We start from the raw sequence: 15,403 nt of genomic DNA on the forward strand, positions 1-15,403 counted from the left end.
TAATTATTAATAGTTATTAAATATTACCAACCCGGATTCTGAGTATAAACTCCATTTAACACCCTCATTTCTGTTTCCGGAATTGGAACTAAACCTTTTGTCTCCGGTCTGTATTTCACACTGTAATTAGCATCTACACCAGAATTTCTAACTTGAATCACATCATTAAACGCACTCTCTACATCTCCCCAACGAAGTAAATCAAACCAGTGTAATGCTTCAAAAGCGAGTTCATGTAAACGCTCATCTTTAATTGCATCAAGAGAATATCCTACAGGACCAAGTTTTGCTCTGGCTCTTACTAAGTTCATACCATCTGCAGTTTTGGTAATTTCAGAATGCATTAATAATACATCTGCAAAACGCATTAGTATAAAATCATGAGCATGCATTAACTGCATATCCGGATTAGACCAATTGTACATCTGAACAAACATACCTACATTTGATCCAGTACCATCATTATGCTGTAATGAAGCGTATTTTTTATTAAAGAAACCTGTTTCATGATCCCCTTTATCTCTGGCATAACCTGCCGTTCCCTGATCTGCTCTTCCTACCTCCAGAATGGAACCTCTCTTTCTTGGATCAAGATCTGACCATCCACTATACAATTTTGGATTTATTGTACACCAGCCCCAACCTTCACCAAAAGGAACTTGAGAATTACCACGCATTGAGTTAAACAATTCCATCCTGTTAGTATAAATATTACCTGTACCGTTCGACCAGTTCCAGTCTCCAAAAGAAAATCTTTGTACAAACATTGTTTCATAGTTTCCAGTCCCAAAAGTCGGACTAATACCATCTTGTCCAACCCATGATAAACCTTCTGTGGTAGCCCAAGGCAATACATTGCTTCCAGCACTTATATTTACATAAGAATAAGGCCAAAGATTTCTAAAATCCGGAGTTAGTTTATGTCCACTGTTGCTAATACAATCATTTAAATAAGTAGTGACCTCTGTTGCTGTTATAACTCCGCCATCAACAAGTGGTAAATCTGTAGTAGCTTGTTTTTCAATATTTGTCATGTATCCTGTATAAAATAAAAATACGCGAGCTAAATATGCCTCGGCAACCCATTTGTTTGCATGCCCGTATCTTGCAGTTGGTATACTTGTGATAGGCGTAGCAGGCATTGTAGCTATCGCCGCCTTTAAATCCGAAGCGATAACAGCAAAAGTTTCCTGGTATGTTGATCGACCTACATATCTATCAGCATCATAAGTCATAATAAGAGGCACACCTCCAAAAAACTTTGCTAATCTGAAGTAGTAAAAAGCTCTCATAAATAAAGCTTCTCCTAATGCTTGTTTCTTAAAATCTTCTGCTTCAGCAGGAGTTTTAAAATAGGTAGAAAAATCTGCCAATGGAACTTTTTCTATAATTGCATTCGCTCTTGAAATACCATTATAAGACTGTTTCCACATGTCATGATAAGTATCTTCTGCCGGGTCTTCAAAATTATCTACCCATTTGGCTGTCTTATCATCCGGTCCACCACCACCTAACATCATATTATCCATTAGATTGGCTGCTATCTGCTCTTCACTATGAATATTTACAGTATAAATAGCATTGTAAACGCCTGCCATTGCTTCTTCAATATCTGTTGGTGTTTTATAGTATGTAAGTAAGCCTTTTTCTCCAAGGTTTTCCTGATCCAGATAATCATCACAACTTGTTGCGATAAAAATTGCTGAAACTGCTATAATATATTTTAGTTTTTTCATCTCGATTGTATTAATATTAAAAATCTGCACTAAGTCCAAACATTACAGTTCTTGCTTGCGGATACAATCCTAAGTCAATTCCCGAAGCCCAACCATAATTTGTATTATCTCCTCCCCATCGAACATCCGGATCCATCCCATCATATTTAGTAAATGTGTAAAGATTATTTACTGCAACATAAAATTTAAGATTCGAGATAAACTTAACATCCTTTAAAACTTCATTAAAGTTATAGCCAACTGTCAGATTGTTAATTCTTAGATAATCTGCATTATGCATGTAGATATCAGATATTTCATTTGAGTTTCTGTTTGATACTGAACTTAAACGAGGCATTTTGTTTGAAGTTCCTTCTCCATGCCAACGATCAAAAACATCTGATGTGTAATTTTGTTTTGGCATATCAGAAAAAGATCTGTAAGACTGCATTATCTGCATACCATATTTCCCAGCCATTGTAGTATTTAAATAAACATTTTTGTATTCAAAGTTTAATTGGATACCTAATTGAAAATCCGGATTTGGATCACCTAACATTGTTTTATCTTTTTCATCAATAACACCATCATTATTTAAATCGACAAAACGCACATCTCCAGGACGCTGATCACTGAAATAAGGTTGTCCGGTTGGACCAACATAAGCCGCTACTTCTTGTTGATTTTGCAAGATTCCTGCAGTTTTAAATCCATAGAAATAACCAATTGGGTAGCCAATCTGAGCTCTTGATACTTCTGAAGTTCCTTGTGATAATACGTGACTTAACCCATGTATTATACCATCTGCATTTGCTACTCTTGTAACTTTATTTTTGTTAGCTGCTCCACTTACAGTCAGACCATATTTAAAATCACCGATTTTATCTTTCCAGCTTACAGAAATTTCAAAACCTTTATTTTCAATATCTCCACCATTGATGTAAGGTGGTTCCGCACCAGATGTTCCAGGAGGTTTAGCAATTACAAGCCAGTTTTTGGTAGTCTTGTTATACCAATCAAATGTAAGACCTAATCTAGAATCAAATAAACTAGCATCCAAACCAAAATCTAACTGTTCTGAAGTTTCCCAAGTAACCGATGGATTTGGTACTCTTGCTGGATATGATGTCGGTCCGGAAACTGGTTTTGTATCCCCAAAAAAGTATCCAGGAAAAGCATAAGCCATTGTAGAAGAATAGTAAAAAGGAGGAATTGCCTGATTTCCATTCTGTCCCCAGCTTCCTCTTATTTTTAGGAAGTTAAGCACTTTTGATGTATTAGCCATAAAATCTTCTTTCGTAACCACCCATCCTGCAGAAACTGAAGGGAAATTACCATATTTATAACCACTTCCAAAATTAGAAGAACCATCTCGACGTATAACAGCCGAAAGCAGATATTTTTCTTTATAATCATATTGTGCTCTTGCAAAATAAGACATTATACCACCTCCACCGGCAGCAGAATCATATCCATAAGTATTAATATCTGCAATTGAAGTAGGGCTTTTAGTGTTTTTTATGTAAGCGTATTTCGGGTCACCCGGATACAATAGTCCGTTTCTGGAACCATTTAACTCGTTATTTACCACATTTTTAATTTGCTCAACCCCTATAACAGCATTAACATTATGATTTCCAAATTGTTTTTGATAGGAAAGTGTGTTGGTCCAAGTTGAATTAGCACCAAAATAAGAAGACTGAGAAGCTCCATCGATAGGATCATTATATAAAACCCCTAAATGATATGTTGGATTCATTGACCTACCGGTACCAAACCAGGAGTCTATACCAAAAACAGATTTAAATCGAAGATTAGCTATCGGCTCTATTTCTACAAATGCATTTCCTGCAATCTTATAATCTCTTGGATAATTATAATTACTTCTGTAAAATAATACCGCAAGTGGATTTGTTTGATTTGTAGACAAACCATCTAATGTTGGTGAAAAACCAAATTCACTAATATTTCTCACAACAGATGTATCCCAATAAGCCGGCTGCAAAGGATTTTGAACAATAGCATTATGCAAATCATTACCATAAATATTACCGTTTGACACTCCTCTGTTTTGACTACTTGTAAAAGTAACATTCTCACCTACAGTAATAATACTATGACTCTCATTCTTTTTCAAGACCATTTGGGTATTCATTCTTGTTGTCAATCTTTTAAATCCGGCATCTACAATATTACCTCCAATAATACCGTCCTGATCATAATAAGAGACTCCGAATGAATACGTAATATCTTCGCTTCCACCTGTAATATTAAGCGCATGACTTACAACAGGCGCGTCTTTTTTTGACATTTCATTAATCCAGTTTGTACCTTTCCAGCCATTTTGAAGCTTGTCCCAGATTTCATTACCATATTGTACTCCAGCACCGGGGTAATTATTTTCCAGCCAGCTGTTGTTTGTTAAGATTGCTTTCCAATCGTGTGGAGCTAATCCATCATTAACACGGGCTTCATCCATGATATACATATATTCCTGAGCATTTAATGGATCTACATTTTTATAAGTATTCTGAATTCCATAGAAAGAATCGTAACTAATTCTGGCTGGTTTTCCTTTACGCCCTTTTACTGTCGTAACAAGTACAACTCCATTTGCAGCTCTTGAACCATAAATAGCGGCAGAAGCAGCATCTTTCAAAACATCAATAGATTCAATATCTGACGGGCTTAAATAATCAATATTCCCAACAGTAACACCATCTACAATGTAAAGTGGATCTGAGCTTCCAATAGTACCCAATCCACGGATTGTCACTTTAGTCCCGGCTCCCGGAGCACCACTATTTCTTGTGATACTGATTCCTGGTGCAATACCCTGAAGTGCTTCCATAGCAGAACCTGTATTTAACTCCTGAAGTGTTTCTCCTTTAAAATTTGAAGAAGCACCTGTAATTAAAGCTTTCTTTTGCGTACCGTAACCAATAACAACCACTTCATTTAAACTTTGAGAAGCGGCAGTAAGTACCACATTAAATTTAGTTCGACCGTTTACAGCCTCATTAACTGTATTAAAACCAACGAAACTAATTACCAAAGTTCCATTTGAAGGAACACTGATCTGAAATTTTCCATCGAAATCAGACGCGGTAGCTTTATTAGTTCCCTTAACTAAAATCGTTGCCCCTGGGACGGGCAATCCACTTTCATCATTAATTGTCCCATTTACCGTAATATCCTGAGCGAATGCGATAACTGAAAACAATAAAGACGAAACACAAAAAATAAGTAATTTTGTCAATTTCATTTTTCTAAAAATTTTGGTTAATTAATTAGCAATTTAATGCAATTATAATGTTAAAATTCAACAAAGTAGAATTAAAATTCCTTACAAAAACACTTCAAACTAAATATCATTACACTACAAAAACACAACATTTTTTTTTTAATTAATTAATTTACTGTACTTTAGATTCAATAAAAATTTGTTATAAAAATGTTAATTAAAAAAAATGTATATTACATTAGTTTAACATCAACTACAACGTTATAAATTAAAAATAATTTAAAAAAACAGATTGATAAAGATTGAAAAATCAACATTTTAATCACATTATTAAGCATTTCTAATAAAAATACATTTAAAATTTTATGAAATTCATAGTTAAAACCATAATACTAATATTACTATTTTTCATACAAAACATAAGTTTTTCACAAGTAAAAGACATTGGAATTCCAGACATAAAAAATTACAAGAGATCAGAATATAAAGGTGGCACTCAAAACTGGAGCATTGACCAGGACAAAAACGGAAATATTTATTTTGCCAACAACAGTGGTTTAATTCAATTTGATGGTTCAAACTGGCATAAATATTCATTACCTAACAAATCCGAGATAAGAAGCCTTAAAATTGATGCTTTAGGAAGAATATTTGTGGGCGGAAATAATGAGTTTGGATATTTTAAGATTGATGAAAAAGGAATCTTACAGTATTATTCCTTATACAATCTGTTAAGTCCTATCGACAAAGAAAACATAAATCTGATCTGGAGAATCCACATTTTTAATGGCGAAGTGATTTTTCAGTCTTTTACAAAAGTATTCTTTCTTAAAGGTGAAAAAATAACTACCCTAAATGCTCCACATAAATTTCAGTTTTCATTTTTAGTAAACAAACGCCTTTATTTTCAGGACAAAACTTTAGGTGTACTTGAATACAAGAACAGAAGACTAACAGCTGTAAAAGGAACCACTGTATTTAATGATAAAGAAATCTGGTCATTATTTCCACTTTCCAATAATCGTCTACTCTATGCCACCTTAGAAAAAGGTCTTTTTGTCTCTGAAAACGGTACAATAAAACCCTGGGCAACCGAAGCTAATGATTTTATAAAGAAAAACACCTCTCTGGGCGGTTCCATCATTAAAAACAAATTTATCATTCTTAATTCCGTGTTAGACGGTGCAATTATCTGTGATCTAAACGGAAAGATAATCCAGCACCTGAACAGACAAAAAGGGCTTCAAAACAACACCATTTTAGCATCATTTATAGACAATAAAAACAATATATGGCTGGGACTAGACAATGGTATAACATTTATAAACGAAAACTCTCCTTTTTCTTATTTCGATTACAGCTATAATATCGGAACTGTCTATGCTTCCACAACATTTCAAGGAAATTTATATGTTGCCACAAATCAGGGCTTATTCTACCATCCCTGGGAAACCTCTTTTAGAGACAGCCCGTTTATACGGGTAGAAGGGACAATTTCTCAAGTTTGGAATATTCAGGTTTTAAACGACGTACTTATATGTGCCAGCAATAGTGGTGCATTAATAATTGAAAAAAACAGAGTTTCAAAAATTCTCGATAAAAAGGGGTATTTTGGATTTAAAAAAATCCCAAACCATCAAGACTATATTATAGGAGAAAGTTACAATGGTTTTTCTGTTTTCAAAAAATCCGGCACGGGTTACGACTATCTCCATCAGGTAAAAGGTTTTGATGAAACTACCAATAATTTTTCTGTCGAAATAGACGAAAATTATTTGTGGCTGAAAAAAAATCCATTTCTATATCAGGTAAAATTATCTGATGATCTACTGAGATTCGATTTCATGAAAAAACATGTCAATATATCCGAAAATTACAAAGGAATCAATAGCCTTCAAAACATCAACAATAAGGTATACTTTCAGGTAAAAAATCATTTCTACAGGTACTCCGTTGAACAAGAAACCTTTTTTGAAGACAAAAAGATCACCAGTTTATTTAAAGGAATCCCAACTATAAATACATTAATTGAAGATCCTTCCGGCAATTTATGGTATGCTTTTAATGAATCTATCGGAGTATTAGTTAAAAACAAAAACGGAACTTATACCAGAAAACAGTCTATTTTTTCGAATCTGACAGGGAATCTGGTGAACAATTACATATCTGTAAATGCAATTGACTCACAAAACATTTTTATAGGATTAACAGACCGATTAACTCATTATAATTCTACAATACCTAATACATTTATGACAAAACCGAAAGCTTTCATCGAAAGTTTTTCATTCCCCGGAGATACTATTTTAACAGGCAACCTGACCAATAAAGCAGAATCTTATAATTTACCTTATAAATATAACCGTGTAAAATTCACTTTTGCATCACCTACATATGAAAATCAGGAAAATGTAATGTATTCATATAAATTGGAACCCTTTGAAGAAAACTGGAGAGGATGGTCACCAACATCCATGAAAGAGTATACCAATTTGAGAGAAGGGAATTATGTAATGAAACTCAAAGCAAGAAACAGTTATGGAATAGAATCCAATATCACCGAAGTTGAATTTACAGTTTCTCCACCATGGTACAGGCATTTCCTTGCTTATTTATTTTATCTGATCCTAATTTTATTGGGAGCTTATCTAATATCTGTCAGAATCAAACTAAAAATCAGAAAAAACAGATATTATGAAACAATTGAACAGCGCAGATTATATCTTGAAAAAGAGTCGAAAATCAGACATGAACAGCATGATTTGGAAAAAGAAATCGAAAAGTTAAAAAACGACAAACTTCAAATCAAAATTTTAGCAAAAGACAAAGAACTCGTAAACAACTCATTACAAGTTGTAAAAAAGAACAAAGTATTAAACGGAATTATTCACAAGCTTAAAGATATAGACACTAGTATATTAGACGACAATAGTAAAGCCGAATTTAGCAAATTACATAAAAGCATTGTCAAAGAAGTCAATACCGATAAGAGTTGGAAAGACTTAGAAAAACATATTAAAAACGTTCACTTTGAATTCTTAAAACGTCTAAAAGGTCAATATCCAACTATTTCACCAAGAGAATTAGATTTGTCAACGTATTTATTAATGAATATGTCTACAAAAGAAATAGCAGAGATCATGAATATTTCAACCGGAGGTGTTGAATTAGCACGTTATCGCCTAAGAAAGAAGCTAGGCTTAAACAAGAAAGAAAACCTAATTGGATTTTTAATGACTATTTAAAAAGAAAGCCATTCAAATATGAATGGCTTTCCTTTTTATGAAATGTATTCTAAAGTTCGCTCAAGAGCCATTCCTCTGGAACCTTTAATTAAAATAGTATTAGAAGTGAATTTAAAGGTTTTAAGAAAATCAGCAAAGGCATCAAATGTTTCAAAAAACTTTATATTTCCTTTTGATTCCTGATTTGCAAAAAAAGACTTTCCTATTAAAAAACACAACGATTGTTCCTGACTTGCCAGAGAATCCACAATAACTTTATGCTCATAAAGACTTTCCTCTCCCAATTCAAACATATCTCCAAGAATCATAATCTTATTACCCTTATCTAATTGAAGAAAATTTGTTATGGCTACAGCCATACTACTTGGATTTGCATTATAAGCATCTAAAATAATCTCATTTGAACCTTTTTGCATCATTTGAGATCTATTGTTAGCTGGGATATAATTTTCAATAGCGTCCTTTATATCGCTTTCATTAACTTCAAAATATTTCCCAATAGCTACAGCTGCATTTATATTATTAGCATTGTACAGCCCTATTAAATGTGATTCAATTTTAAATTCATTATAACTAACCGTAACAAATGGATTTGCAGTGATTTCCTGAATATTCAAATTTGCATTTTCCTTTTTTACACCAAAAGTAAATGATTTAATTCCCTTTGATTTCTCCACCTGAATAGTATCTTCCAGATTCACAAAAACTGTTTTTTGATTGGCCGCAAGATACTGATACATTTCACTTTTTCCGGCTATTACACCTTCAACACCTCCAAACCCCTCTAAATGTGCTTTTCCAAAGTTCGTGATATATCCAAAATCTGGTTGTGCGATTTGACACAGGAATTCAATTTCCTTTTGATGATTCGCCCCCATTTCTACAATCCCAATCTCCGTTTCCTTTGTAAAAGAAAGAAGCGTTAACGGTACACCGATATGGTTATTTAAGTTCCCAACAGTGGCTTTTGTTTTGAATTTTTTAGACAAGACAACATTAATCAATTCTTTAGTTGTTGTTTTACCATTACTTCCAGTTAAGGCAACAATTGGAAGCGCTAAATAGGAACGGTGGAATTTCGCCAGCTCCTGAAGGATATGCAAACTATTTTCGACCAAAATAGTTCTTTTATCAATAAAGTAAGATTTATTATCAATAACAACAAATAAAGCACCTAACTCCAAAGCTTCTTTAGCAAATTTGTTGGCATCAAAATTCTCTCCTTTAATTGCAAAAAACATCGAATTCTTTTCAATCTTTCTGGTATCAATAGAAAGAGAACTGCATTGTAAAAACAAGTTATGAATGTCTTGAATATTCATTTATAAAATTTTAAATAGATCATAAAAATAAAAAAAAACAATAAAAAAATTCCAAATTCCACACTGAATATTCAGCTTTTGGAATTTGGAATTTTTATGCTAGAAATTCTAAATATTAGTTTCTAGGAGATTTTCTCTTTTCAGATTTTGAACCTACTCTTGACATTGCACATCTGAAACCAATATAGTCAGTTGCCATATCCTGAGGGAAATATCTTCTTTGAGCCGGATCTAACCAGTAAGCTCTATCTCTCCAAGATCCTCCTTTATAAACTCTTACTTTATCATCAATTAAAGTAGTACGTTTACTAGAATTATCGTATTTTCTTATCATTTTCCCTAAACTGTCTGTAGTAACATTATGTTTAGGAGAATTGTACATTGCCTGATCTGCTTTTGAACCTGATTCAGAATCACCAAAGTCAAAATATCTTGAAGATTGTTTGTCACCATCTCTGTAGTTGATATTGTCACTAGTGCTGAAGTTTTGTCTCAAATAAGTTTCCTGCTCGTCAACCGGAACCTGAGCAATCTCTCCAGGAAGGTTTCTAGCAATAACTTTACCATTACTTAAAGTATCATACTTAATTGTTGAAGTTGTAACAATTTCGATTTTACCATCTTTACCAATTTTATTTTTAGCATATTGGTTTCCTCTGTAATAGTTGAAATCATTTGCTTCATTATCAATAATTGGTCTGTAAACGTCAGCTACCCATTCTGCAACGTTTCCGGCCATATCATATAAACCGAAATCGTTTGGAGCATAGCTTTTCACAGCATTTGTAATATCAGCTCCGTCATCTGACCACCCTGCAATTCCACCGTAATCACCGTTTCCTTGTTTGAAGTTAGCCAATTGATCACCTTTGTTTTTACGTTTGTTAGAACGTGTATAATCTCCGGACCAAGGGTATTTCTTTTGTCCTTTGTAGATATTGTATTCTCTTTGTCCAACATCTGCAGCTGCAGCATATTCCCATTCTGCCTCAGTAGGAAGTCTGTATTCAGGTAAAATAATACCGGAAGAACGTTGTGCGTACACATTTTTCTCTTCAGGAACTACACCGTCTTTACCAGCTTTTGGTCTTCTTCCAGTTGGGTTTTTCTTTAATACTATTTCTTCGTTTCCTCCACGTGATGTACTTGGGGACATTAAATATCCTTCCGTATTAAATGCATTTTCAGCATTAACATCATTCGTTTTAGCACCTCTTTGAAGATATCCGTTTTTCTCTAAAACTGCCTCGTTCACACGGTCAGTTCTCCATTTACTAAATTCCACTGCCTGAATCCAGTTCACACCAACTACAGGATAGTTAGCATAAGAAGGATGTCTCAGGTAATTATTAGTCATCGTTTCGTTATAACCTAAGCGATTTCTCCAAACAAGAGTATCTGGTGATGCTCCTTCGTAAATATTTTTGTAATTTTCTTCAGTTGGCGGGAAAACCTTCTTTAACCATTCCAGGTATTCTAAGTACATACCATTAGTAACTTCGGTTTCATCCATATAGAATGACTGAACGTGTTGTTGGGTAGGTGTGTTATTCCAGTCATGCATAACATCATCCTGTACTTTACCCATAGTAAACGTACCTCCTTCAACAAAAACCAAACCAGGACCAGCCTGTTGTTTTTTACCTGCATTTCTGGCAGCAGTTCCATTCTGACTATCTACGTCCCAACCAGTGGCTCTTGAAGCGTGAGTGGAACTCGATTTTTTGCTACAACTAGCCGTGCCCAACATCAATACCATTGACATCATTAACTGCAAGACTACAATTTTGTTTACTTTCATACTCATTCTTAGGTGATAAATTTAGGTGCTGCAATATAATAATTAACATTTAATTGGCAACATCTGTTCTAATAATTTTATTCAGCTGTTTTTTACCAGAAAAATAACCTTTAGTTACGAACGCAAAAATATACTTTTTATTATTTACTGTAACATGAAATACTATATTTTTACTTACTAATTATTTTTTAATTAAATTTCGCTTTTTAAACCAATGAAACAGTTAATTTTCATCTATCTCTTTTTGATCCCAATTTTAGCTTTTCCCCAGTTAAATGGGGAGATAACGATCAATTGGCAAACTAAAAAAGAGACAAATTATGGCGAAAATAAAATTATAATTCCCTACTTCACGGGAAGTAGTTTTCGCTTTGACATGACAAAAAAAAGCATCTCTTTATTAGAAAATTTAAATCTGCCTAACCTTTCAAATGGGAGTTCCATACAAATCAGCAACGTTATATACGAATCGGTTTCAAGAGCTGACTTAGGAGATTTGGCAGTCGAAAATGTTCCTCAAAAACCAAATGAATCCTTAATAATTACAAATGCCAGAGATTTAAAACATACATTTCTATACATCAATCCAATCATTAAAGAAGGAAATAGCTTTAAACGAATCAGGTCTTTTTCTTACATTATCAACAATTCTACTGCCAGAAGTACTAATAACGCTGTTTTTCGAAAAACTGCCGCAGTTTCAAATTCTGTATTAGCATCAGGAGACTGGTACCGATTCTATATTCAAAAATCAGGCATCTACAAGGTTACCAGATCTTTTTTACAAAGCCTGGGACTTGATCCGTCAAAAGTTGATCCGCGAAGAATAAAAATATACGGAAACGGCGGAAGAATGCTTCCATTAGCCAACAGCTCCTACTATCCGGATGACTTAACCGAAAATGCAATTCAGGTTATCGGGGAAAATGATGGAATTTTCAACAATGAAGACTACATTCTTTTTTATGCTGAAGGAATCGAAAACTGGAATTCCGAAAGCCAAACTAATTTAAATTTATACGATTCCAAATCTTATTATTACATTACAGCTTCAGGCGGAGACGGAAAGAGAATTCCAAACTTTAATCAGCCAACCGGAAGCAGCACATTAGAACTAAACACGTTTGATGACTATCAATTTCATGAAATAGACCAAACCAACATTGTACATTTAGGCCGTCAATGGTTTGGAGAATCATTTGACATTAATCCGGAACAGGAATTCTCTTTTAATTTTCCAAACCTTGACACCTCTATTCCGGTAAAAATAAGAACAACTACAGCATCTGCAGCCTTTACCAATACATCATTTACTGTTTTTGCTAACGGACAAAATGTGGGAACCATTAACCATAGTTTCTTAACCGTAAATTCAGACATTAAATACGACCTTAATAGTTTAGCAACAAACACAACATTCACAGGAGCTGACAACATCAAAATTAAACTCGCTTATAATAATAACGGAGTACCCGGATCAAAAGGCTATCTGGATTATATTGCGTTAACCGCAAAACGAAAACTTCTGGGAACAGGAAAACAATTCCTTTTTCAATATAACGATGCAGGCTCCGTAGCAGGAGTAGCCAATTATACTATTGGAAACGCTTCCGGAATATCACAAATATGGGACATTACTGACCTATATAATATATCCAAAATTGAAAATCAAAATCAAGCCAGTTTTAGCTTTAAAGCCAATTTGGGAGAAGTAAGAAAATATGTCGCAATAGATGCGTCTGATTATTACACTCCTTTAAAAGAAAATCAGTCTAAAATTGCAAATCAAAACCTGAAAGGAACCATTTTCAGAAACAACCAAAACACTTTTCAGGATATCGATTATTTAATTGTAACACAAAAAAACTTAATTTCTCAGGCTGAAAGACTAGCCTCTTTTCACCGTACCTATTCAAACTTAAATGTTAAAGTTGTTTCACTTGAAAATATCTACCAGGAATTCTCTTCTGGGAAACAGGACATTGCAGGGATCAGAAATTTTGTAAAATACATTTATGAGAATGCCTCTTCATCAGAAAAAAGAATAAAGTATTTAAATCTGTTTGGTGACGCTTCATACGACTACAAAGACCGAATTACAAACAACAATAATATTGTACCTATATACCAGTCACTCATAAGCAATACTGTAGGCGAAAAAGGATTTGCTTCTGACGATTTTTATGGACTTATGGATTCTGACGAAGGAATTATTGACGAACCTTTTAGCGGAATTGACATTGCTGTTGGACGTATGCTGGTTTCTGACAATGCACAGGCACAGGAAATGGTAAACAAAGTCTTAGAATATCATGACGCCAAATCATACGGAAACTGGAGAAACAATTTTATCTTAATTAGTGATGATTCCGATAAAGCCGGCGATGAGACATTACAAGCACGTCAAAATGCATTAGCCGATTTAATTACAACCGAAAAGCCTTTTTTTAATATCGAAAAAATATTTCTGGATGCTTATACACAAGAAGCATCTGCAGGAGGATCAAGATATCCTAAAGCCCGAACTGATTTCTTTAATGCTTTTGAAAAAGGCGCTTTAATTTTTAATTATTTAGGTCACGGTGGAGAAGACGGATTAGCCAGTGAAAGAATCTGGGAAAAATCAGATAGTCAAAATCTAAACAACCAATACAAATACCCTTTATTCATCACAATAACATGCGAATTTTCAAGATTTGATGACCCCACAAGACCAACAGCAGGTGAATATGTTTACTGGAACCCTAAAGGAGGCGCAATTTCTATGCTTACAACAATTCGGGAAATTGGTCAGATTAATGGCCAAAACTTCAACGACGAGTTAAGCAAAAACCTTTTATCTTACGGATCAAACCAATATAATAGCATAGCTGAATCACTTAGGATCTCAAAAAACGAAAAACCTAGCTCCGGAAGCAACGTAGTCACCTACATTGGTGATCCAGCCTTAATGTTGGCAATTCCAAAGCCAAGAATCAATCTGACAAAGGTAAACGACATTGCCATAACACAACCTATACCGGACTTTAAATCATTATCTAAAATTAAAATATCAGGAGAAATTACAGATGAAAACAATACGCTTTTAAGCAATTATAACGGGGAGTTAGCAACTGCTATTTTCGATAAAATGATTACAAATACAACTTTAAACAATGATGGCTTCAGTCCACCGATGCAATTTAAAACTTTAGGTGAAACTATTTTTAGAGGAAATGCCTCTGTTACAAATGGTCAGTTTGAATTTAGCTTTGTGGTTCCAAGAGACATTCGAATCCCGGTTGACAACGGAAAAATCAGTTTTTATTCGAAGAAAAATACTGCTTTAGAAAACCAAACAGGCTATAACAATACTATCAAAATAGGCGGAATTAACGAAAATGCACCTCAGGACAATATTAGTCCAAAAGTTAAGTTATATATGAACGATGAAACTTTTGTATCCGGAAGTATTACAAACGAATCTCCTTTTCTTCTGGCTTTTTTAGAAGATGAAAACGGAATAAATACAGCAAGTGGAATCGGGCATGATATTGTTGCGATTTTAGATGGAGATGTTAGCAATCCTTATATTTTGAATGATTACTATCAGACAAAATTAGACGATTACACTAACGGAAACTTACGCTTTCCTTTTAGAAATTTAGCTCCGGGACTGCATACTATAAGTTTTACTGCCTGGGACGTTTACAACAACCCTGTTACAAGCGAGATTCAATTTACGGTTGTAGGAGACGAATCACTAACATTATCACATGTTCTTAACTATCCTAATCCCTTTTCGACTTACACACAATTTTGGTTTTCTCACAACAGACCTTACGAACCTCTCGATGTGCAAGTACAGGTGATGACCATAACCGGAAAAGTAGTTTGGACAAAAAACCAAACTATAACTACGGAAGGATTTTTATCCAGAGAAATTACATGGGACGGAAAAGACGATTTTGGCGACAGAATCGGAAAAGGAGTGTATATTTACAAACTAACTGTAAAATCAAATTTAACAAATAAAAAAGCAGAAAAGTACGAAAAGCTTGTCATCCTATAATATTATATATATTTGCACCACCAAA

The 15,403-nt window shown here is 34.0% G+C and carries 6 protein-coding genes; 2 read left to right on the plus strand and 4 right to left on the minus strand.

Annotated elements, in window-relative coordinates; all coding sequences use genetic code 11:
• Window positions 1-23: 23 nt before the first annotated feature.
• Window positions 24-1,736 (minus strand): RagB/SusD family nutrient uptake outer membrane protein, encoded by a 1,713-nt coding sequence (locus ACFS3A_RS22610; RefSeq protein WP_379827846.1) that lies wholly within the window; start codon window positions 1,734-1,736, stop codon window positions 24-26.
• A 16-nt stretch (window positions 1,737-1,752) separates the two neighbouring features.
• Window positions 1,753-4,980 carry a SusC/RagA family TonB-linked outer membrane protein gene (locus ACFS3A_RS22615; RefSeq protein ID WP_379827847.1) on the minus strand — a complete coding sequence of 1,076 codons (3,228 nt, stop codon included), beginning with the start codon at window positions 4,978-4,980 and terminating at the stop codon, window positions 1,753-1,755.
• Between the two features lie 344 nt (window positions 4,981-5,324).
• Here ACFS3A_RS22615 and ACFS3A_RS22620 point away from each other — a divergent pair, with 344 nt between their 5' ends.
• On the plus strand, window positions 5,325-8,204 hold the full coding sequence (locus ACFS3A_RS22620) for a helix-turn-helix and ligand-binding sensor domain-containing protein (protein WP_379827848.1): 2,880 nt from the start codon (window positions 5,325-5,327) through the stop codon (window positions 8,202-8,204).
• Window positions 8,205-8,239: 35 nt separating this feature from the next.
• On the opposite strand, the gene ACFS3A_RS22625 is transcribed toward ACFS3A_RS22620, so the two are convergent.
• A complete protein-coding gene (locus tag ACFS3A_RS22625) occupies window positions 8,240-9,526 on the minus strand; it encodes a UDP-N-acetylmuramoyl-tripeptide--D-alanyl-D-alanine ligase (protein WP_379827849.1) in 1,287 nt (428 codons plus the stop codon).
• Between the two features lie 115 nt (window positions 9,527-9,641).
• Window positions 9,642-11,327 carry a gliding motility lipoprotein GldJ gene (gldJ, locus tag ACFS3A_RS22630; protein WP_379827913.1) on the minus strand — a complete coding sequence of 562 codons (1,686 nt, stop codon included), beginning with the start codon at window positions 11,325-11,327 and terminating at the stop codon, window positions 9,642-9,644.
• 214 nt (window positions 11,328-11,541) lie between these two features.
• Here gldJ and porU point away from each other — a divergent pair, with 214 nt between their 5' ends.
• Entirely contained in the window at window positions 11,542-15,378 is a 3,837-nt protein-coding gene (gene porU / locus ACFS3A_RS22635) for a type IX secretion system sortase PorU (protein WP_379827850.1), read from the plus strand.
• Window positions 15,379-15,403 lie beyond the last annotated feature (25 nt).

The sequence above is a fragment of the Flavobacterium notoginsengisoli genome (assembly GCF_042686225.1).
GTDB lineage: Bacteria > Bacteroidota > Bacteroidia > Flavobacteriales > Flavobacteriaceae > Flavobacterium > Flavobacterium notoginsengisoli.

Bases quoted from the DNA above. Each gene is read 5' to 3' on its own strand.
- ACFS3A_RS22610 (WP_379827846.1), bottom strand. From the start codon at position 1,736: ATGAAAAAACTAAAATATATTATAGCAGTTTCAGCAATTTTTATCGCA.
- ACFS3A_RS22615 (WP_379827847.1), bottom strand. From the start codon at position 4,980: ATGAAATTGACAAAATTACTTATTTTTTGTGTTTCGTCTTTATTGTTT.
- ACFS3A_RS22620 (WP_379827848.1), top strand. From the start codon at position 5,325: ATGAAATTCATAGTTAAAACCATAATACTAATATTACTATTTTTCATA.
- ACFS3A_RS22625 (WP_379827849.1), bottom strand. From the start codon at position 9,526: ATGAATATTCAAGACATTCATAACTTGTTTTTACAATGCAGTTCTCTT.
- gldJ (WP_379827913.1), bottom strand. From the start codon at position 11,327: ATGAAAGTAAACAAAATTGTAGTCTTGCAGTTAATGATGTCAATGGTA.
- porU (WP_379827850.1), top strand. From the start codon at position 11,542: ATGAAACAGTTAATTTTCATCTATCTCTTTTTGATCCCAATTTTAGCT.